15 protein-coding genes are annotated in these 21,887 nt (G+C 37.3%); 13 read left to right on the top strand and 2 right to left on the bottom strand.

The features are described 5' to 3' along the window. Positions 1–41 precede the first annotated feature (41 nt). The 5 genes from hypB (at position 42) to hypE (ending at position 5,426) form a co-directional block, all read left to right on the top strand. Complete coding sequence (gene hypB / locus Ana3638_RS02060) at positions 42–689, top strand: hydrogenase nickel incorporation protein HypB (RefSeq protein ID WP_161836568.1); 648 nt, start codon at positions 42–44, stop codon at positions 687–689. Then, a complete protein-coding gene (hypF, locus tag Ana3638_RS02055; protein ID WP_161836567.1) occupies positions 668–2,923 on the top strand; it encodes a carbamoyltransferase HypF in 2,256 nt (751 codons plus the stop codon). Before hypB ends, hypF begins: the two co-directional genes overlap by 22 nt. 224 nt (positions 2,924–3,147) lie before the next feature. Next, a complete protein-coding gene (locus Ana3638_RS02050; protein WP_161836566.1) occupies positions 3,148–3,390 on the top strand; it encodes a HypC/HybG/HupF family hydrogenase formation chaperone in 243 nt (80 codons plus the stop codon). Then, a complete protein-coding gene (gene hypD, locus Ana3638_RS02045; protein WP_161836565.1) occupies positions 3,362–4,432 on the top strand; it encodes a hydrogenase formation protein HypD in 1,071 nt (356 codons plus the stop codon). The genes Ana3638_RS02050 and hypD overlap by 29 nt, the downstream gene beginning before the upstream one ends. 16 nt (positions 4,433–4,448) lie before the next feature. Then, the gene (gene hypE / locus Ana3638_RS02040; RefSeq protein WP_161836564.1) at positions 4,449–5,426 is read left to right on the top strand and encodes a hydrogenase expression/formation protein HypE; all 978 of its coding nucleotides are present in this window, start codon (positions 4,449–4,451) and stop codon (positions 5,424–5,426) included. Positions 5,427–5,475: 49 nt separating this feature from the next. Here the strand turns inward: hypE and Ana3638_RS02035 are convergent, their stop codons facing one another. Then, positions 5,476–5,880, bottom strand: a complete 405-nt coding sequence (locus tag Ana3638_RS02035) for a L,D-transpeptidase (protein ID WP_161836563.1) — start codon at positions 5,878–5,880, stop codon at positions 5,476–5,478. A 289-nt stretch (positions 5,881–6,169) separates the two neighbouring features. On the opposite strand from Ana3638_RS02035, the gene Ana3638_RS02030 reads away from it, so the two are divergent. Both Ana3638_RS02030 and Ana3638_RS02025 read left to right on the top strand, forming a co-directional pair. Next, positions 6,170–7,399 (top strand): O-antigen ligase family protein, encoded by a 1,230-nt coding sequence (locus Ana3638_RS02030; RefSeq protein WP_161836562.1) that lies wholly within the window; start codon positions 6,170–6,172, stop codon positions 7,397–7,399. 55 nt (positions 7,400–7,454) lie between these two features. Then, positions 7,455–8,378, top strand: a complete 924-nt coding sequence (locus Ana3638_RS02025) for an AEC family transporter (RefSeq protein ID WP_161836561.1) — start codon at positions 7,455–7,457, stop codon at positions 8,376–8,378. A gap of 335 nt (positions 8,379–8,713) precedes the next feature. Here the strand turns inward: Ana3638_RS02025 and nifJ are convergent, their stop codons facing one another. Continuing rightward, entirely contained in the window at positions 8,714–12,244 is a 3,531-nt protein-coding gene (gene nifJ, locus Ana3638_RS02020) for a pyruvate:ferredoxin (flavodoxin) oxidoreductase (protein WP_161836560.1), read from the bottom strand. A 438-nt stretch (positions 12,245–12,682) separates the two neighbouring features. On the opposite strand from nifJ, the gene greA reads away from it, so the two are divergent. The 6 genes from greA (at position 12,683) to Ana3638_RS01990 (ending at position 21,789) form a co-directional block, all read left to right on the top strand. Next, positions 12,683–13,165: a transcription elongation factor GreA gene (gene greA, locus Ana3638_RS02015; protein WP_161836559.1), complete on the top strand. Its 483-nt coding sequence runs from the start codon at positions 12,683–12,685 to the stop codon at positions 13,163–13,165. Positions 13,166–13,376: 211 nt separating this feature from the next. Then, the gene (gene lysS, locus Ana3638_RS02010; RefSeq protein ID WP_161836558.1) at positions 13,377–14,867 is read left to right on the top strand and encodes a lysine--tRNA ligase; all 1,491 of its coding nucleotides are present in this window, start codon (positions 13,377–13,379) and stop codon (positions 14,865–14,867) included. Positions 14,868–15,539: 672 nt separating this feature from the next. Next, positions 15,540–17,849, top strand: a complete 2,310-nt coding sequence (locus Ana3638_RS02005) for an AraC family transcriptional regulator (RefSeq protein ID WP_161836557.1) — start codon at positions 15,540–15,542, stop codon at positions 17,847–17,849. Between the two features lie 312 nt (positions 17,850–18,161). After that, positions 18,162–19,112: an ABC transporter permease gene (locus Ana3638_RS24855; RefSeq protein ID WP_246240713.1), complete on the top strand. Its 951-nt coding sequence runs from the start codon at positions 18,162–18,164 to the stop codon at positions 19,110–19,112. A 115-nt stretch (positions 19,113–19,227) separates the two neighbouring features. Continuing rightward, complete coding sequence (locus tag Ana3638_RS01995) at positions 19,228–20,097, top strand: carbohydrate ABC transporter permease (protein WP_161836556.1); 870 nt, start codon at positions 19,228–19,230, stop codon at positions 20,095–20,097. Between the two features lie 96 nt (positions 20,098–20,193). Then, positions 20,194–21,789 (top strand): extracellular solute-binding protein, encoded by a 1,596-nt coding sequence (locus Ana3638_RS01990; RefSeq protein WP_161836555.1) that lies wholly within the window; start codon positions 20,194–20,196, stop codon positions 21,787–21,789. Positions 21,790–21,887: the final 98 nt, after the last annotated feature.

The following is a 21,887-nucleotide window of genomic DNA, read 5'->3' as shown; positions in this document are numbered from 1 at the left end:
ATTGGTAAATGATACGTTTTAGAAAATAAAGGAGAGGTATCATGTCAGAGAATAAAGAAATAGAAATAATGCAGTCCGTTTACGATAAAAATGATGAGGTCGCTTCCGAGATTAATTCATCTTTTACCAGGAACGGAATATTTGCTGTCAATGTTATGGGTGCACCCGGAGCAGGAAAAACTTCTACTTTGATTCAATTGATCAAACGGCTAAAGGATACTACATCCTATGTAATAGAGGGTGACATTGAAGCAGATTTTGATACGAAATTATTACAGTCTTTAGGAGTAAAAGCAATTCAGATTAATACCGGCGGAGCCTGCCATCTGGATTCCCCGTTAATCGGTAAGGCAGCAGAAGACCTTTCCTTAAAGGATGGTATACTGTTTATTGAAAATATAGGTAATTTAGTATGCCCTGCTGAATTTCAGATTGGTGAACATGTTAAAATGCTTATCTCAACTGTTACGGAAGGCAGTGATAAGCCTTATAAATATCCTCTTGCATTTGAGAAAGCAGACATCATTATCTTAAATAAATGTGATCTCATTCCCTATGTAAATTTTGACGAGGATTTCTTTATGAAAGGTGTCAGAGCTCTTAATAAAACAGCACCGGTCATTAAAGTCTCCTGCAAAACAGAAGAAGGTTTTGAGGAAGCGGTAGAATGGATAAAGAACAAAATGTAATAACGAAAAGAATAAAAGTTTTTGGCATGATACAAGGGGTTGGTTTCAGACCCCTTGTATTTCGCCTTGCAGAGAAATATGAAATACATGGTACCGTAAGAAATATCGGCGGCATTGTTGAAATCATAGCCCAGGCTGCAGAGGACAATTTAAGCAGCTTTTTATATGATTTAAGGAGTAATTCCGGAGATGAATACGAAATTGTCCATATACTGGTGGAAGAAATTAATGAAAACATATTAACGGAGTTTAAAATAATTAAAAGCAGCTCGGATCATGAGGTATCCATTATACCTCCGGATTTACCAGTTTGTAAAAAGTGTCAAAATGAAATGGACGCTATGGAAAACCGGAGATACCAGAATCCATTTATCAGCTGTACCGCCTGCGGACCAAGATATACTATTATAGAGAAACTTCCATATGACAGGGATCATACCAGTATGGAGGATTTTGTTATGTGCCAATCCTGTAATAAGGAATATACGGATGCGCACAGCAGGAGATTTCATGCACAGACCATATCCTGTTATGATTGCGGCCCTTATGCCATAATGAATGAACTAAAAGATAAGGACGCTGTAAAAGAAGCCGTAAATATCCTGAATTCAGGAGGTATTCTTGCTGTCAAAGGGATTGGCGGCTACCATTTTGTATGTTCTCCTATGATAGAAGAAACAGTTTTGAATTTACGCAAACTAAAAGGCAGGGAGGAGAAACCTTTTGCCGTTATGTTTGAGAATATAAAATCAATAGAAGAATATTGCATAGTTTCAAAAGAAGAGAAAGATATATTAGAATCAAAAGCAAGGCCTATCGTACTGTTATATACGAAGGGAAAAAGTATGGCTGAAGCTACGGGTAAGGGTGGAATCTACTGCGGTGCTTTTTTGCCATATACCCCCTTACAAATACTTTTAACCAGAAACCTTGGACCACTTATTATGACCAGTGCCAATCTTTCGGGTAAGCCTATTATTAAAGATGATGATATAATTCTTAACTTAAAGTCCCCATATTTAAATGGGGTTTTATATCATAAAAGGCGTATCGTCCGCTCCGTTGATGACTCCGTGGCTAAAGTAATAGATCATAAGCCACAACTGATACGAAGAAGCAGGGGTTACGTTCCATACCCAGTATTTCTCCCTAAGTGGAATAAAGAAAATACGGATTTGGAAATATTTGCGGCAGGAAGTGATTTAAAGGCGGCATTTTGCCTGTATAAAAAGGGCAGTGCAGTTGTATCCCAATATTTTGGTGATTTAGAAGAACTATCGGTTTTGGAGGAATATAAATCATCCTTTAGGGATTTATCATCTCTATTACAAATTACCCCTGATTTAGCCATATGTGACTTACACCCTAATTATCATTCCGCAGGGTATGCAAAAAACTTAGGAATTCCGCTGATTACGGTACAACATCATCATGCCCATATAGCATCTGTTATGGCTGAGTTTGATTTAGAGGGACCGGTAATTGGTGTGGCCTTTGATGGTACCGGTTACGGAAGCGACGGCAATATATGGGGCGGTGAATTTTTAATCTGTGAAAAAAGTGAATTTAAGCGGGTTGCTCATTTACAATATACTCCTATGTTAGGCGGAGATACTTCCATGGCTGATGCGAAGAAAACTGCGACCTGTTTTCTCCTAAAGGCAGGACTTCTACCGGAAATCCAAGACGACCGCGTTCCAATTATTAAGGGAGCAGTAGAAAATAACATTAATACGGTCTTAAGCTCCAGTATGGGCAGGTTATTTGATGCGGTAAGTTCAATCCTCTCTATTTGCCATGAAAACCGTTATGAGGGAGAATGTGCGGCTATGCTGGAAAAGGAAGCCGTACTGGCATTAAGAAAAGGAATAAAACCGGAAAAGGTTACCTTTGCTTTAAAAGAAAATAACGGTATAATAGAAATAGATCCAAAACCAACGCTTAAAACTTTATGTGAATTAAGAAATTCAGCGGATAAAGGTTCTTTAGCCCTGGGATTTCATTATGGAGTTGCTGATGTTATTTTAATGGTCTGTGAGTTAATTAGAAATAAACAGAGTGTAAATACGGTTGCCCTTAGCGGCGGAGTATTTCAAAATACGGTCCTTTCCGAGCGGGTTTTAAAGCTATTAAGAGAGAAAGGATTTTTGGTATATGTCAATATGGCTGTTCCGCCTAATGACGGATGTATAAGTCTGGGACAGACCTATATCGGCCTAAGAAAAAATGGATGATTGCGAAACATTACTATTGTACCATTACCATACAGCGAATACAATTCATAAACCTAATCTGGCACTAAAGGCCATTGAAGTTATGAAATCCATAATAGCCTTGATATTCAGAAAATTAAAAATGCTTTGTGGTTGCCTAATATGAATTTGGTGTCATAAATTCACTTAACGTATATCTATTGAGTTTATACCACCAAATCAATATAGAAAAGGGGGGTTAGTCCATGTGTGTTGCAGTACCTGGTAAAATAATTGAAATTCATGGTGATACTGCCAAAGTTGATATCATGAATAATGTGTGTGAAGCGAATATTAAGCTGGTTGACGCTAAAATCGGTGACTATATCTTAATTCATGCCGGTTTTGCTCTTGAAGTTATGAAAAGGGACGCGGCAGAGGAATTAATAAATATATTTGAAGAACTTGAGGAGGAAGAGTATGAAAACCCTCGAACAGGTAAAGGATGAATTAAAAAATTATTCCGGCAGGAAAATAAAAATTATGGAAGTCTGCGGAACGCATACCTCCAGTATTTTCAAAAATGGTATCCGGAGTCTGTTATCTCCCTGTATTCAATTGATTTCCGGTCCGGGCTGCCCGGTTTGTGTTACAGCATCTGCTTATGTGGATAAATTAGTGGAATATGCCCTGTCAGAAAATACCTGCATATTAACCTTTGGAGATATGATGAAAGTGAAAGGAAATCAATATTCCTTAACAGAAGCAAAGGCTATGGGAGCAAATGTAAAAATTCTATATTCCCCGCTCTCTGCGGTGAAAATGGCGATGGAGGATAAAAATACCACCTATATATTTGCGGCCGTTGGTTTTGAAACCACTACACCGATTTATGCGTTAATGTTAGATGAAATTATTAGTAATAATATAAAGAATCTAAAGTTTATGACATCCATAAAAACCATACTTCCGGCTTTATCTTATATATGCGAAAACGAGGAGAATATTGATGCATTTTTATGTCCCGGCCACGTCAGCGTAATTACCGGTTGTTCCATATATAAGGATCTGGCTGAAAAATATCATAAACCGTTTGTTGTTTCAGGATTTGAAGGGGAACATATACTAGCGGCCGTAGATGAGATATTGCATCAGATACAAAAAGAGCAGTATTCCATGAAGAATATGTATACCAGTACCGTAACGGAATCAGGGAATCAAAAAGCAGCTGCCCTTACGGATAAATATTTTGAAAGCACGGATGCGTATTGGCGAGGAATTGGAATTATTAAGAATTCCGGTCTTAAATTAAGAAAGAACTATCAGGAATACGATGCCGGCAGTACGATTAACGATTATACGGAAAAAACTCCGCAAGGCTGTAAATGCAGGGAAGTAATACTGGGAAGGATTAATCCGGTTGACTGTCCTTTATTTAAAACCGTGTGTACCCCATTAAATGCCGTGGGTCCTTGTATGGTATCGACAGAAGGCGCATGCGGGATATGGTATAAAAACAGGGTGACAGTATCGCGGGTTAACCTGCAATAGGAAGAGGGTGTAAACAATGAAGATAGATATGGCTTACGGCAGCGGAGGAAAGCAAACAAGTAATTTAATTAATGATATTTTTTTAAAAAACTTTGATAACGCTGTATTAGCTAAAATGGAAGATTCGGCTGTTCTTAAGGTAAATGGGAAGATCGCATACACAACGGACTCCTTCGTTGTTACTCCCATTTTTTTTCGCGGAGGGGATATCGGTAAGGTGGCAGTCTGCGGAACAGTTAATGATTTACTGATGATGGGAGCTATTCCCAAGTACCTTACAGCAGGTTTTATTATTGAAGAAGGCGCGGATATGGAAACTATAGACCAAATTGCACAATCCATGTCCCAGGCGGCTAGAGAAGCGAAAGTAAAAATAGTTGCCGGAGATACGAAAGTAATTGAAGGAAAAGGCGGAGTCTATATCAATACTTCCGGTATCGGTGAGATTAAGACAAACGGAATAAGCATTTCAAACTGCCGTAAAGGGGATGTTATCCTGCTGTCCGGTAATCTTGGAGAACACCATGCCGCTATCATGTCCCATAGAATGGGAATAGAAAATACAATACAAAGTGATTGTGCTCCGCTTCGGTCTATGGTGAAAAACTTGCTGGATAATAATATTAAGGTACACTGTATGCGGGATGTAACAAGAGGAGGACTGGCTACCGTTTTAAATGAAGTATCGAAAAGTTCCTCCTGCGGAGTGGAAATATATGAGGATTCACTGCCTGTCAGTGTCCAGGTAAGAGGATTCTGTGATATATTAGGTCTTGACCCTCTTTACATGGCCAATGAAGGAAAGATGATTGCAGTAATTCCGAAAAGCCAGGCAAAGAAAGCTTTGGCCATTATGCAAAAAAGCAGGTATGGGTCAAATGCAGCAATCATCGGTAAGATTGTGGAGGGCAGTGGTGTAATCATGACTACTGCTTTAAAAGGCAGCAGAATCATTGATATCTTATACGGGGAGGGCCTTCCTCGAATCTGTTAAGAAAAAAGCTGATAAACCTATGGTAAAATAGGCATTTATCAGCTTTTCTTTAAACTATTTTTACTGCTGTACCTATTGGAACTAAATTACTTAGTTCGAGTACATCGTGGTTGAACATACGGATACATCCGTTTGACACATTTTTCCCTATTGAGGAGGGATTATTTGTTCCGTGTATACCATAGTCCCCATTTGGTGCATTAAGACCAAGCCATCGTACACCGAATGGTCCGCCAGGATTGATAGCTCTGTTAATTATTTTAAAAGTACCCTTTGGTGTAGGTGTTGAAGCTTTACCAACGGCAACAGGGTAAATTTTACTGACTTTTCCATTTTTATAGAGAGTGAGTGTGTGATTTTCTACACTGATAGTGATGGAATATGCAAGGTTGTGTTGAGTATATTGTACTTCTGCAGATAGATTATTAAAGTATTCAGGATAGGGAGTATACATGTTTTCAACTTTTTAGTTCTTAATTTTTATATTATTATATGATTTATCAAAAATAATTTTCCAAAAATTCTAAAAAGCGGTGAAAATGTACGGTTTTATTCTTTTTTTGTTAATTTATGAATAAATTGTTAATTTATAATGAACAAAATTGTGAAAGAAAAGTGAAAACGGTTGATAATTTATAGTTTATATGCTAATATAATTCTTTGTGAAATAGTCTATAATGCCGGAAATGATATTAATATGAATTTCGGTTTATGTTATGAGTAAGGTGAATAAAACAAATTCGATGTTAACAATTTATTCACTTTTGAAAAGAGGAATTATTATAGAAAAAAAAGCAGCAATTAGACGTCAGATAGACGATTCTTTAACCTATACAAATATAATAATAATGACAGTTACTTCCATATTTTTACCATATATATTTGCCGGAATATTACTGGTTGGTTTAGGGATATATCTGGTGCTTAATAAGCAAACCCGTAAAATCATTTTTGCTCAAAGATATTCCAAATACATATTTTTGTTTTTGGCTTTTTATCTTATAGTAGCTCTGCTGTATGGTAACTGGTTCGGTGTTGGTGCAGGTTTTGGATTGATACTTGCCATGTTTATTGGATTATTCCAACGAAGTTTTATGACCAGAGAATTATATGAGAGAGTATTAACACTTGTTTGTCTTTTAAGCATAACAAGCTCAAGTTGTGCAATCAGCCAAAAGTTTGTAATTTCCCTGTTGGATGATTTTTATAATTATGACCGCATATCGGCAATGTTCTTGCATCCCAATTATTTCGGCACCATTACGGCAACTGTAATAATAATCTGTGCGTATAAAATATTCACTAATCAAGGACTTAAGTGGCTTTATTACGTTATAGGAATATTAAATGTCGTAAGTATTTATTTATGTGAGAGTATGTTTGCATGGGTAGAGGTGTTTGTAGGTATATCCGTGTTACTAATTATACTTAAGAAGTGGCGGTTATTTTCTGCCTGGGTTTTTGTAGCTTTTACAGGTGTTTTTATTATATTTGCGTTAAATATTGATCTAATACCCCGGCTTTCCGACGCGGAGGAAACTTTAAGACTTCGTTTTAAGATATGGAACTTTGTTGTACATGAAATTAAAAAGAGTCCGTTAATCGGTCATGGATCTATGTCCTGTGCTTTCTTAAGTTCTAAAAATCACAAATTAATACCTCACAGTCACAGTATTTATCTGGATTCCTTAATTAATTACGGAATTATCGGAACTGTAATAATCCTGGTATCCTTTGTAAAATATTTGTATTCCATATTAACGATCTGTTTTAAGGATAAGCAGACTGTGATTACATCGCTTATACTGGCAGTAACTGCGGCAGCTTTCGTTCATGGTGTCACGGATTTAACTTTATTTTGGATACAGACATTGCCGCTATTTATATTTATATTATCAGGAATTGGTACATTTGAAAATCGTGAAGAGAAACGATTATTTAATCTCCTTATCAGACAGCGTTATTCGGAATAAATTTTACAATTATTTTCACATATATTAAATAGGAATACACGATTGGAGAAAACATATGCCTTTAGCTAATATTGTTTTAAACCAAATCCTGATCATGTTTATTTTAATTTTAATCGGTTATAGCTGTTACAGGTTTAAGGTAATTGACCAGGAAATGAATAAAAAGCTGTCCGATCTATTGCTGTTATTGGTATCACCACTGTTAATATTTAATTCCTATCAAAGAGAATTCAGCGATGATTTACTGGTTGGTTTATTAATTTCATTAGGCTTGGCTATTTTAACACATTTATTCGGAATCTTAACAGCCTACGTCTTTTTAAGAGGTAAAAAAAATCCGGATGTTGTGATTGAAAGGTTTTCTACCATATACTCAAACAGCGGTTTTTTTGGCATACCCATAATAAATGGTATTTACGGAAGTGAAGGAGTATTCTATATTACTGCCTATATAACCATATTTAATGTATTTGTATGGACGCAGGGGCTTATCATGATGAATGGAACCCAGGATAAAAAAACAATGGTAAAAACCCTGATTTCACCTACCCTGATTTCCATTATACTGGGATTCCTGTTTTTTATAACACAGGTACATCTTCCGCAAATAGTGTTTAATTCCCTGCAATATGTTGCAGATATGAATACTCCGTTAGCCATGATTATAGCGGGTGTAACCATTGCCCAGACCAATATACTGAAAATCTTTCTAAAACTTCGAATTTATCTTGTATTATTTTTAAAGTTAATATTCATTCCGGTTATTTTATTACTTATTTACAGCAGATTTACCATGGCTGTTCCGGTGCTGGCAGCTGCAGTTCTTGGTGCTGCCTGCCCCACAGGCGCAACGTGTACATTATTTGCCATTCGTTATAAAAAAAATGCATTGTATTCATCGGAAATATTCGCCATGACTACCTTAGCTTCTCTGATAACCATTCCAATTATCATGGCATTTATGGATTTTTTAAAGTAAATTGATATTTATAAAATGTAATTACCAAATTCTGCTGAAGTTGTTTCAAAATATAAAGTAAGGTAATCGTGATATTTTTGCGATAAATATATTATAGGGAAATGTTACTTTTCTTTATCGGCCAAAATTTAAAATAGCATTTTGGAATTAAAAAAAATCACAGCTATTAATTTAAAGTAATCATAACCATCCGTTGATGTATAACGGGTGGTTTATTAAAATATTGCCATACCAATAAAAAAGAAAGCTCACAATTGTGAACTTTCTTTTTTTTGATTGCCAATAACTTTGTTATAATATAGTAACAAAAATCATGCTTCTATATGGAGTTTACATTAGTTCTGGGCTAATTTAACTAACTTAGCATATTTTGCTTTTGCATTCTTTTCAGCCTTAGCAAATAATTCTTTTGCTCTTTCCGGATTGGAACGTGCAAGAGAGCTGTAACGAACTTCGCTTGTTAAGAATTCCTGATAATCAGCAGTAGGCTCTTTGGAGTCTAACTGGAATGGATTCTTTCCTTCTTCTTCAAGACGAGGATCGAAGCGGAATAAGTGCCAGTATCCAGCCTGAACAGCGCGTTTTTCTTCAGTTTGAGCACCCTTCATACCACCTTTAATACCATGGTTAATACATGGAGCATAAGCGATGATAATGGATGGACCATGGTAGCTTTCAGCTTCTACAAATGCTTTAACGCATTGGTTATAGTCAGCACCCTGTGCGATTTGTGCAACATATACATAACCATAACTCATAGCGATTGCTGCCAAGTCTTTCTTCTTAACTTCTTTACCAGCTGCTGCGAACTGAGCAATAGCACCGGTAGGAGTAGATTTAGAAGACTGACCGCCTGTATTGGAATAAACTTCAGTATCGAATACTAAAATGTTAACATCTTCGCCGCTGGCGATTACATGGTCTAAACCACCGAAACCGATATCATAAGCCCAGCCGTCACCACCGAAGATCCATTGGGACTTCTTGGATAAGAAATCTTTGTTAGCTAAGATGTTTGCTTTATCTTCATTATCACAGCCGCAAGCTTCCAAAGCTTCAACTAATTCTTTTGCTGCAGGAGCATTTAATGCGCTGGAATCTTTTGTTGCTAAATATTGTTCACAAGCTGCTTTTACATCAGCGTTATCAACTACGGATGAGAGAGCTTCAACGGAGGAAATTAAACGTCCTCTTAATGCTTTCTGCGCAAGTGCCATACCATAACCATATTCGGCATTATCTTCAAATAAAGAGTTAGCCCATGCAGGACCATGTCCGTCTTTGTTTACCGTATATGGTGTGGAAGGTGCGGAACCACCCCAGATAGAAGAACAACCTGTAGCATTAGCGATGTACATTCTGTCGCCGAATAACTGTGTAGCAAGTTTTGCATATGGAGTTTCACCACAACCTGCACAAGCACCGGAGAACTCAAGTAAAGGTTTCTTGAACTGACTTCCCTTTACAGTAGTTTCTTTGAATTTCTCTACAACTGCATCCGGATATCCGATTTCAACTCCGTAATCAAATAATTTCTGTGCTTCTAATTGAGTTTCTAAGTTCTGCATTGTTAATGCTTTTTCACCCTTCTTACCTGGGCATACATTAGCACAAGAACCACATCCGGTACAGTCAAGTACGGAAACGGACATAGCAAATTTATAGCCTGGCATACCGGTTAAATCCATGCTTAAGGAACCGGCAGGAGCTTTAGCTGCCTGTTCTTCTGTCATAGCAACAGGACGGATAACTGCGTGTGGACAGACATAAGAACAGAAGTTACATTGAATACAGTTAGCCGGATTCCATACAGGAACATCAACTGCGATACCACGTTTTTCAAATGCGGAGGAACCGTTAGGTGCGGTACCGTCAACATAATCTACGAAAGCAGAAACAGGAAGGTTGTTACCGTCTTGTCCGTTAACACGGCTTTGAATATTATTAACATAGTCTACAATATCGCCTCTGTTACCGGATACTTTTACAGCTAAATCTTCATCAGCTGCATCAGCCCAGGAAGCAGGAACTTTAATTTCTTTAACATCTGTAATACCACGGTCAATAGCATCATGGTTCATCTTAACTACTGCATCACCTTTTTTGCTATAGGATCTTGTTGCAGCGTCTTTCATGTATTTAACAGCATCTTCAACAGGAATGATGTTAGCTAATTTAAAGAATGCAGCCTGAAGAACCGTATTGATACGTCCGCCAAGACCGATTTCTTTACCAATACTGATACCATCAATTGTATAGAATTTAATATTGTGTTTTGCGATATATCTCTTAACCTGTCCAGGTAAGTGATGTTCAATTTCTTCCATTGTCCATCCGCAGTTAAGTAAGAAAGATCCGCCGTCTTTTAAATCCTGAACCATGTTGTATTTTCTTACATAGGAAGGATTGTGGCAAGCTACAAAGTTAGCTTTGCTGATTAAGTAAGTTGCTTTGATAGGATCCTTACCGAAACGTAAGTGGGAGATAGTAACACCACCGGATTTCTTTGAGTCATAATCAAAATAAGCCTGTGCATACATGTCTGTATGGTCACCGATAATTTTGATAGAGTTTTTGTTAGCACCAACTGTACCGTCAGCACCAAGTCCCCAGAATTTACAACTGATAGTGCTTTCCGGAGTTGTGTTAGGATTATCTTTAATTTCAAGGGATAACTTAGTTACGTCATCTACGATACCAATTGTAAATTGCTTCTTTTCTGTATTATTAAACACGGAAATAATCTGAGCAGGAGTAGTATCTTTGGAACCTAAACCGTAACGGCCTGTAAATACAGGAACTTTATCAAATTTAGTATCTTTTAATGCAGCTACAACATCAAGATATAAAGGTTCGCCAAGAGCACCCGGTTCTTTCGTTCTGTCTAATACGCTGATTTGTTTAACGGTATCAGGAATAACATCTAATAAATGTTTTACAGAGAAAGGTCTGTAAAGTCTTACTTTAATAACACCGACTTTTGCACCGGAAGCTAATAAGTAATCAATTGTCTCATCAATCGTATCACAAACGGAACCCATTGCAATAATTACATGTTCTGCATCAGCAGCTCCGTAATAGTTAAATAATTTATAATCAGTACCGATTTTAGCATTGATTTTATTCATGTATTCTTCTACAATGCCAGGTATTGCATTATAGTATGTATTACTTGCTTCTCTTGCCTGGAAGAAAATATCAGGATTCTGTGCTGTACCGCGGGTTACCGGATGTTGCGGATTTAAAGCATGTTTACGGAATGCAGTAACCGCATCCATATCGGTAAGTTCTTTTAAATCATCATAATCCCAGGTTTCAATTTTTTGAATTTCGTGAGAAGTTCTGAAACCATCGAAGAAATGCAGGAACGGAACACGTCCTTTAATTGTGGAAAGGTGAGCTACTGCACCTAAATCCATAACTTCCTGTACATTACTGGAGCAAAGCATTGCGAAACCGGTCTGACGGCATGCATATACGTCTGAATGATCACCAAAGATTGATAAAGCGTGGCTTGCTAATGCACGAGCGGATACATCGATAACGCATGGTAATAATTCACCAGCTATTTTATACATATTAGGAATCATTAACAATAAACCTTGTGAAGCAGTAAAGGTAGTTGTTAATGCACCGGCGGCCAAGGAACCGTGAACAGTACCAGCTGCACCAGCCTCTGATTGCATTTCTGTAACCTGTACTTCGTGTCCGAAGATGTTTTTTCTACCTTGAGTAGACCAAGCATCGGTAACTTCAGCCATTACTGAAGATGGTGTGATTGGATAGATAGCCGCAACATCGGTAAATGCATAAGACACGTGAGCCGCAGCATTATTTCCATCCATGGTTTTCATTTTTCTAGCCATATTATATTATCCTCCTTATGAATGCAGCAATCAGGGTTTTTATGCTGGAAGACAGCAAGAAAAAGGCCACCTCATAGCGCCCTGGTTACTATGAATTATGTATTTAGAAAAATACCTATACTAGAGAATAGCACTATTCGACACAAGTGTAAAGAGTTTATTCGTACTAATTCTAAAATTTAATAAAAAAAATAAAAAATGCCAAAATTTTTATAAAATGGATTATAAGAATCTAGTTTTTATGGAATAATTTCATAGGCGACAAGATAAGATATAGAATAGCCACAAGACATGATTAAAATTATATAAAAAATGTTGTAAAACTATGAGTAAGTAGTAGGAAATAAAGCCTTAAGATGTTGACAAGGAACATGTGATACGTTATAATACTTTGAATGTATCGTAATATCGATTAAAACGGAGGAAGGGTGTTTAAATATGGCAGATAAAAAGAACATATTGACCTATGAGGGATTAAGACTTTTAGAGGAAGAACTTCAGGATTTAAAAGTTAACAGGCGTAAAGAAGTAGCACAAAAAATAAAGGAAGCCAGAGAACAGGGCGATTTATCAGAAAATGCCGAATACGATGCTGCAAAAGATGAACAAAGAGAGATTGAAGCCAGAATTGAAGAAATAGATAAAATCCTTAAAAATGCAGAGGTTGTAGTGGAAGATGAAGTCGAAGTTGACGTCATTAACATAGGCTGCAAAGTTAGAATACTTGATTTAGAGTATAATGATGAGATGGAATATAAAATCGTAGGTTCTACGGAAGCGAATAGTCTCAAAGGAAAAATCTCCAATGAATCACCTGTCGGTAAGGCTCTGATTGGTGCACGTGTTGGGGATATTGTTAATGTTGAGACTCATTCCGGTGTGCTTCAATATAAAATATTGGAGATACAGAAATCCAATTAAGAAATGAATGTCATTAAATAATTGTGAAACTCTATAGTTTTCTGAATATACCATACAATTAGTGCGAATTTCATTGTTTCAGTTACCTTATTAAGCAAGGTTCAGCGCTGAAAATGTATTAGTTGCATGGTACATAATTACAATAATCTGGTTTCGCAAATATTTAAGCGAATGTATATAAGCGAACGTATATAAGAAAGGAAGAACGATTGTGGCTGAAGAAAAGATACAAGCAGAACAGGATTTGAATGAACTTTTAAAAGTTAAGAGAGCGAAATTAGCCGAATTAAAAGAAAATGCCAAAGATCCATTTCAAATCATGAAATTTGATGTAACACATCATTCTGCCGATATTAGTGCAGATTTTAATAATTTAGAAGGAAAAACCGTATCCATCGCAGGACGTATTATGTCTAAAAGGGTTATGGGTAAGGCTTCTTTCTGTAATATACAAGATGTGAAAGGCAGTATACAATCCTACGTCAAAAAAGATGTTGTTGGTGAAGAAGCTTATGCTGACTTTAAAAAATTTGATATTGGTGATATTGTAGGCATTACCGGTGAAATATTTAAAACCCATACAGAAGAAGTTTCGGTTAAGGCAAGTCAGGTGGTGCTATTGTCAAAGAGTCTGCAGGTTCTTCCTGAAAAATTCCATGGTTTAAAAGATACGGATACCCGTTACAGACAGAGATATGTTGATTTGATTGTGAATCCTGAAGTAAAGGATACTTTTATTAAACGTTCCCTTATTATCAGAGAAATTCGTAATTATCTGGACAGCAGAAGCTTTATCGAGGTAGAAACACCTGTATTGGTACCCAATGCCGGCGGTGCGGCTGCAAGGCCTTTTATGACCCATCATAATGCTTTGGATGAAGATATTCATTTAAGAATATCCCTTGAACTCTATTTAAAGAGACTAATTGTAGGCGGTTTGGAAAGAGTCTATGAGATTGGACGTGTATTCCGTAATGAGGGACTATCGGTAAGACATAATCCGGAATTTACACTTCTGGAATTATATCAGGCTTATACCGATTATTTCGGTATGATGGATTTAGCGGAAGAGTTATTCAGAACAGTTGCAAATAAAGTACTTGGAACAACTACGATTTCCTATGATGGTGTTGAAATAGATTTATCAAAACCTTTTGCAAGAATGACAATGGTAGATGCGGTTAAGAAATATGCCGGTGTTGATTTTAATGATATTAAGACAGAGGAAGAAGCCAAAGCTCTTGCTGATAAACATCACATTAAATATGAAGACAGGCATAAAAAAGGCGACATTATTAATTTATTCTTTGAAGAGTTCGTTGAAGAAAATCTGGTTCAGCCTACCTTTATTACAGATCATCCGGTAGAAATATCTCCTTTGGCTAAAAGAAAACCTAGTGATCCTAATTTTACGGAACGTTTTGAATTATTTATTACCAGGAGGGAAATGGCTAATGCATTTTCCGAATTAAACGATCCGATTGATCAAAGAGGCCGTTTTGAAGCACAGGAAGCACTTCGTGCTGCAGGTGACGATGAAGCGAATAGCATGGATGAAGATTTCTTAAACGCCTTGGAATATGGTATGCCGCCCACAGGTGGTATTGGTATCGGTATTGACCGTTTTGTAATGTTATTAACCGATTCCTCTGCTATAAGGGATGTTTTATTATTCCCGACGATGAAATCAATGGAAAAATAAATCCAGTAAAATCAAGGATTTGAAGTATGTCGAACTATTGGAGGACAGTTAATTGACGGTCCATAGTTTGAAAAATTAGTGATAATTTCAAACATCCTTATAAAATTCAATTTAAGATATTTGCGCTTGAAGGACGCTTTTCAAAAATAGACTTTTTGAAAGGTGTCCTTTTTTGCGTTGCAGTGGTATTTCTTGGGTTTCACTAATAAAGAGGAAATGAATCAGTAAGTGGATGGCAATTAAACGATATTTAAAGTATATTAAAAAGAACCATTTTAATATAAATATTATTTGAAAAATATAACATGGAAGGAGGTCAAATGAAGTTAGAGATAATAGCTAGTATTTTATTGAGTAATACACTAAATTCTGAAGAAAAATTACAAATGAGTATCAATAACGATAAATGAAAAGGCTGCAGCTTAGAGAGATTCTGGTTGCAGCTTTTTGCATAAGAAAGATTATTCGGATTAATTGTAATCATAGTTGTGAACGGTACAATGGTAATAGGAACAAACAACTTGCATATAGGTTTATATTAATTCACAGAAAATACTTTACAAGAAAAAGAAAATACGTTATGTTAATAAATATAGTACAGACAGAAATACATAATTGGGGAATGGTCGGGTGTACATGAATAATTTTTCACGTAGTATTAAGGAATTTCGGATGAATAGTGTATTTGTCAGAATTTTTTTGTATATTATTATACTGGTCCTTGGCTCGGTTGGACTGGTATCTTTTTTTTCTTATCGGAAATCCTCGGATACGCTGATCAAAGAAGTGCAAGTCAATAATATGCTGATTCTTGCACAGGCACAAAAAGGTATAGACCAGGAAATAAATGCACTGCAGTCAGATCTGATGCAGATGGCTTTGGCACGAAACCTGAATAAAGTGCTTTATTTGTCGTTGGAGCAAAGCTACCAGGAGACGGAACTGATTCAGGATTCTATTGCATATTTAAGTGCTCTAAAATCCAATAGTAATTATATTACAGATATATGGTATTACCAGAAAAAGGCGGATATTGTATTGGGAACAGGAGGGAAGTATCAAAAATCCCTTTTTTTTACGGATGTCTGCGAATATGCAGGTGACATGGACTGGGATGAAATATTTAGCCAGGGCGGCTTCCGGGTTTTGGGAAAACAATCTGTTCACCATGGAATGTTTGATGTTCCAGTTCTGGTTTTTTCAGAATCATTACCTTTTATCAATAAGAACCCTAAAGGGATGATTGTTGTCAATCTCAGTGAATCGCTGTTTAAAAAAGAAATGGCCAATTCCAATGATGAGAAAATCGTATTCGATTATGTTATTGATGCAGATGGAAACGTGATATACACCAATGAGCAGTCCTATCCTGATTTTGAGGATCTGAGACTGATACGGGAAGCCGTTGGGAGCAGATCCGCAGAGATGGAAAAACTTCAGGATACCGTGGAACTGTCCATTGAAGGAAAACCCTTTACGATACAGTATGTGAAATCAAGTGTATTTGACTGGCTGTATATTTCTGTGATACCTACGGAATATATCACCAAAAGTGTAAACCAGATTAAAGAGTTTACTATGCTGATATCTGTCATCAGTTTTTTCCTGGCAGTAATTCTTACCTATTACATCGTTGCAAGGCTCTATCAGCCGATGAATAAGATCATGAATTATATCAATATCATTGGCAGTAAGAAATCTGTGATGGGACATGGGAAGAATAATAACGAATTTACCTTAATCAATGGAATCATTGATTACGTCTATAAAGAAAATCAATCCCTGCAGGATAGTTTTGAAAAGAATAAACCCATGCTCCAGGATAAATATATCTATGATATTATTAACGGGCAGATCCGAAAAGATAGCTTTATAGATTCCGGTGCCGATGTAGGGATTGTATTTCCGTTTCCATATTATCAGGTTGTCGTTTACGAAATCGGTGACAGGGCCTCTATGGAGTTAAAAAAATACGGGAAGTCCAGCAAAGAATATGTGGAAGAGATGAATAAAATTGCGGAAGACTCACTGGGAGAACAGTGCAAGTGTTATTTTCTGGAAAAGGATGGTCAGACTATCGTATCCGTATTAAACGCAGAAAAGTCATTTTACGAATTAAGCGGAATCAATAATTATCTAGGTAAGATTCAGAAGTATCTGGAGGAAAGCTCCGATGCACCTTATACAATAGGAGTGGGCCAGAGTTATGAGAATATCGGAAATTGCTATCTTTCTTTCATTGATGCATTAGAGACGTTAAAATATAAGGGTGTGAAAGGACAGAACACCGTCATTTATATCGATGAAGTCAATAATATTTCCAATGCTGTGATTTTATATCCCATTGAGGAAGAAATGCAATTGATGACTGTAGCCAAATCGGGCAACAGGGCAGCAGTTTTTAATATTCTTCAGAAAGTATATCAGGACAACTTTAAAGAGAAAAATGTTTCTCCTGAGCAGGTGGATAATCTGTTCCATGCGCTGACAGGGACAGCGATCAGAACCATATTTGAGATGCGGCTGACCAGTGATAGAATTTTTGAGAAGAAAGAGGATATTTATACCGAAATAGATAATAAAAAAGGTCTTGAAGAGAAAGAAACATATATCTCCTATGTATTTGAGATGATTACCAGATTTGCGGAAGAGAACAAACATAGCCAACAGAGTCATGTTCTGGAAAATATTCACCAGTATCTGGAGGAAAATTATAGCGAAGATATCTCATTGGACACAGTGGCGGAAGTGGTCAATCTCTCTACTTCCTACTTAAGCTTTATTTTTAAAGAGATATCAGGAAAGAACTTTGTAGATTATGTTAATGAATTCCGTATTGAAAAGGCTAAAATACTTCTGCGGGAGACTACATTTAATATCTCACAGATTGCGGAAAAAGTTGGCTATAACAGTGCCAACAGCTTTAGTAAAGTTTTCAAAAAATATGTCGGTATCTCACCAGGGCAATTCCGGAAACTATAACAGGGAAAAACAAAGACGGTATTATTTGTGAAGCACATGCCATTTAGAAATATAAAGGGGCTGTTACACCACTGATTTCATGATAATCAGCGGAAGTGACGGCTCTTTTTATTACAACTATAAATCTGCAGAAATACTTGAAATCTACGGGAAACTGCCCTGCACAAAATCTAAAAAATGGACACCTGCAATCATAAGATTTTCCACAAATCCTAAAAAACGGAAGATTTACAGAAAGGGTGCTCTATGCTAATCTTGGTCACAAGCAAGGAGTATAGCGAAATGCTTAATAAAAATAGTGAGGTGTGATGCATGGGAAATATGTGGAGAAAGAAGGCCACTGGTGATCGAGGGAAAAAAGGACACAAGTTAGCCATAAGGAAATATGTGCCATTCTATATTATGTTCCTTCCGGTACTGATATATTATGTTGTATTTCGATATGTACCTTTGATTTTTGCTTTTATCATTTCAGTAGAAAAGTATAAGCCAGCGAAAGGAATTCTGCATAGTAAATTTATTGGTCTGGAATATTACCGTCAATTTATCAGTTCACCGTTTTTCTTGAGATTGATCCGAAACACGTTAGGAATCAATTTTTTACAGCTTACGATAGGATTTGTTGCTCCGATCATCCTGGCTCTTCTGTTAAACGAAGTTGGAAGAACACGATATAAGAAAGCAGTACAGACTGTTACCTATCTTCCAAACTTTATATCAAGCGTAGTAGTAGTCGGTATGGTGGTTACGTTCTTATCACCAAGCACGGGTCTGGTCAATAACATTCTGGCGGCCTTTGGAATGGAACGGGTGAATTTCCTGACAGAACCAGGTTATTTCTGGATTATCTATACATTGATGACAATATGGCAGATGGCAGGCTACAGCGCTATTATTTATCTGGCATCGCTAACGGGAATCAGCTCGGATATGTATGAAGCGGCCAGGATCGACGGCGCAGGAAGATGGAAGCAGTTATGGTATGTAACACTTCCTGGAATATCCTCCACCATTATTCTGATGTTCTTAATGAAAATTGGAGGAATTCTGGATGTAGGTTATGAAACTATCGTACTTATGTACAATCCAAGTACTTACTCCACAGCCGATGTTATTGGAACCTATGTATACCGGCGAGGTATCCTGAATGGAGAGTATAGCTTTTCTTCAGCAGTAGGATTTTTTCAATCCGTCATAGGTCTGTTGCTCGTTGTATTTGCAAATAAAATTGCAAAGAAATATTCAGAGGCAAGTCTTTGGTAAGAAGGAATGTTGAAAGAAAATATAAAAACGGAAAGGATGCCACGACTCGATTCTTTCAACCTGTTTATTTGTGGCAGTATCGCAAGTGAGCTTGCGATATGCAATGGGAATAAAAATGAAAGATAGTAAAAGCAGGATTATTTTTCAATGTATAAATTATAGTTTTCTGTTTCTTTTGATGGCTGTTGCCTTATACCCGGTACTATATGTTCTGGCAGCATCCTTAAGCAGCTTTGAATTCCTTGCACAGGGCAAAGTAGGAATTGTTCCAATGGGTTTTACCCTGGATGCATACAAAAGAATATTGTCCTACCCCATGTTGGGCCGGGCATATTTAAATACATTTTTTTATACGATTGCCGGTACTTTCATCAGTATGCTGTTATCGGCACTGGCTGCATATCCGCTGTCGAGAAGGCCATTTCCTGGACAGAAATTTATGTCAAGTGTAGTCGTGGTAGCAATGTTATTCAGCGCCGGAATGATACCAACTTTTCTGGTGGTCACAAAGCTGCACATATATAATACGGTATGGTCCATTTTATTACCTACTGCAATGTCTTCTTTTAATGTGGTACTTCTGAAGAATTTCTTTCAGCAGATACCCTATGAGCTGGAGGAGTCTGCCTCGCTGGATGGCTGCAGCCAGATGATGATTCTGTTTCGGATCATCTTTCCGCTTTCCATGTCGGGACTGGTTACGGTTGGATTGTTTTACGCAATAGCCCAGTGGAACAGCTATTTCCCGGCAATGTTATATCTGCGAGACAGAGCTTTAGTGCCTATGCAGATTATTCTGAGAGATATTGTTATTCAGAATCAGACGAATGAGTTATCCATCGACCTGGTCAATGGTTCCGACCAGATCAGTGAATCCGTTAAATATGCAACAATCATGGTTGCCACAATTCCGATTATGATGGTATATCCATTTATCCAGAAATATTTTGTAAAAGGAATTATGGTTGGCTCTGTGAAAGGCTGATAAACATGATGTGATATAGAAGAAAGGGGGCTGTAGTCAGGGGAAACAGGAATTACAGTAAAAACTATCAGGAATGAAAAAAAGGAGGAAGTATTTATGAAACGAGTAATTGCATTGGCGTTGTCATTTATTATAACAATGTCCACACTAGTCGGATGCGGTTCCACAGCATCTACAAATGGAAGTAATGTAGAAAATGGTGCAAAGAAAACAGAGGACCAAGCTGCCGGCACAAACGATGAAAAAAAAGAGGATATTACGATCAGTCTGTTCCTGCAGGACTCTGCAGACCAGGCAATTAGCACAGACTTACCGATCATTCAGGAAATCACTAAGAGGACAGGTGTGAATTTTAATTTCATAGCAGCGCCTAATACGGAGGATCAGTTCCGCGAAAAGTTTAATGTTACCGTTGCCTCTGGTGAGATACCGGATGTTATGGTCAGCACTTACCGCGATGATATGATGAAAGTTGCAGAGCAGGGAACTTTTGCTCCGTTAGATGAATATATTGACCAGCATGCACCGAACTTAAAGAAAATCTTAGACGAGCATCCGGAATATATCAGGGATTTAAAATCTACCGATGGACAGATTTATTTTCTTCCATTTATCGGTGCCGTAAGAACCTTCAAGGTATGGATGTTACGTGGTGACTGGTTGGAGAAATTAGGCCTGGAGGTACCAGAGACTTTGGATGACTGGTATCATGTATTAAAAGCTTTCAAGGAACAGGATCCAAACGGTAATGGAGAAGCAGATGAGATTCCATATACCACGAGAAATACACAGGCTGGTATTCTTGCTTTCATGGAAGCATTCGGAATCAGTGGTTTTGAAGCAAACGAGCAGTTCTTTATCGAAGACGGTAAAGTGAAATATGCATATACAGATCCACGCTGCAAGGAAGCATTAACCTTTATCAATAAATTATACAAGGAAGGTTTAATTGACCCGGAATATGCTACGAACGATACCAATGTATGGCTCTCCCGCATCACAAATGAAGTTTCCGGTGCATGCCAGGATACCACCGCACGTGCTTATTCTTTAGGAACACAGGTACAGGCAGCAGGCTCTAAAGACGCACATTTTGTAGTAGTAGCACCTCCAAAGGGTCCGGATGGAACACAGATGACTACCAGTCAGATGCAGCCAATCAGAGGTTACACTGCAATCAGTGCAGATTCGAAATATATCAAAGAAATTGTGCAGTTGTTCGATTATTTCTATAGTGAGGAAGGAAGCAGGTTAATGAACTTCGGTATCGAAGGCGAAACCTATAATATGGAAAATGGCAAACCTACTTATACAGATGCGATTGCACATGATTCGGAAGGAAGATCAATTCTTTCTATGCTGAATATTTACGGACATAGAGAATGGGCATATCAGCAGGATATTGGATATGAAGATTCCTTACTTAATCCTGAGTATGTCAAATACAGAAATGAAATGGAACAGTATATCCGTCCGACCATTCCGGCGCTTTCTTTCACAGAAGAGGAAAGAGATGTCATCAACAGTACTTATCCGGAAATTCAGACCTATAAGGATGAAATGATCAACAAATTCATCATGGGTAAAGAATCTCTCGACAATTTTGATTCTTTTGTATCAAAACTTGAAAACATGAAAATTGATGATGTTCTCGTAGCAGAGCAGGCTGCTTACGACCGTTATATTCAGTAAAAAAGGGCAATAGAGCGGCTCAGATGTTTTGTGTCAGCAAAGCGGATGAGCCGTTCAAAGTAAGTATGTCCTGGTGCATTTGAATAGTAAACATCATA

It is taken from the genome of Anaerocolumna sedimenticola (assembly GCF_009931695.1).
In the GTDB taxonomy this organism is placed as follows: domain Bacteria; phylum Bacillota; class Clostridia; order Lachnospirales; family Lachnospiraceae; genus Anaerocolumna; species Anaerocolumna sedimenticola.
Note: the sequence above shows the minus strand (reverse complement) of the source record. Positions and strands in the feature narration are given on the sequence as shown.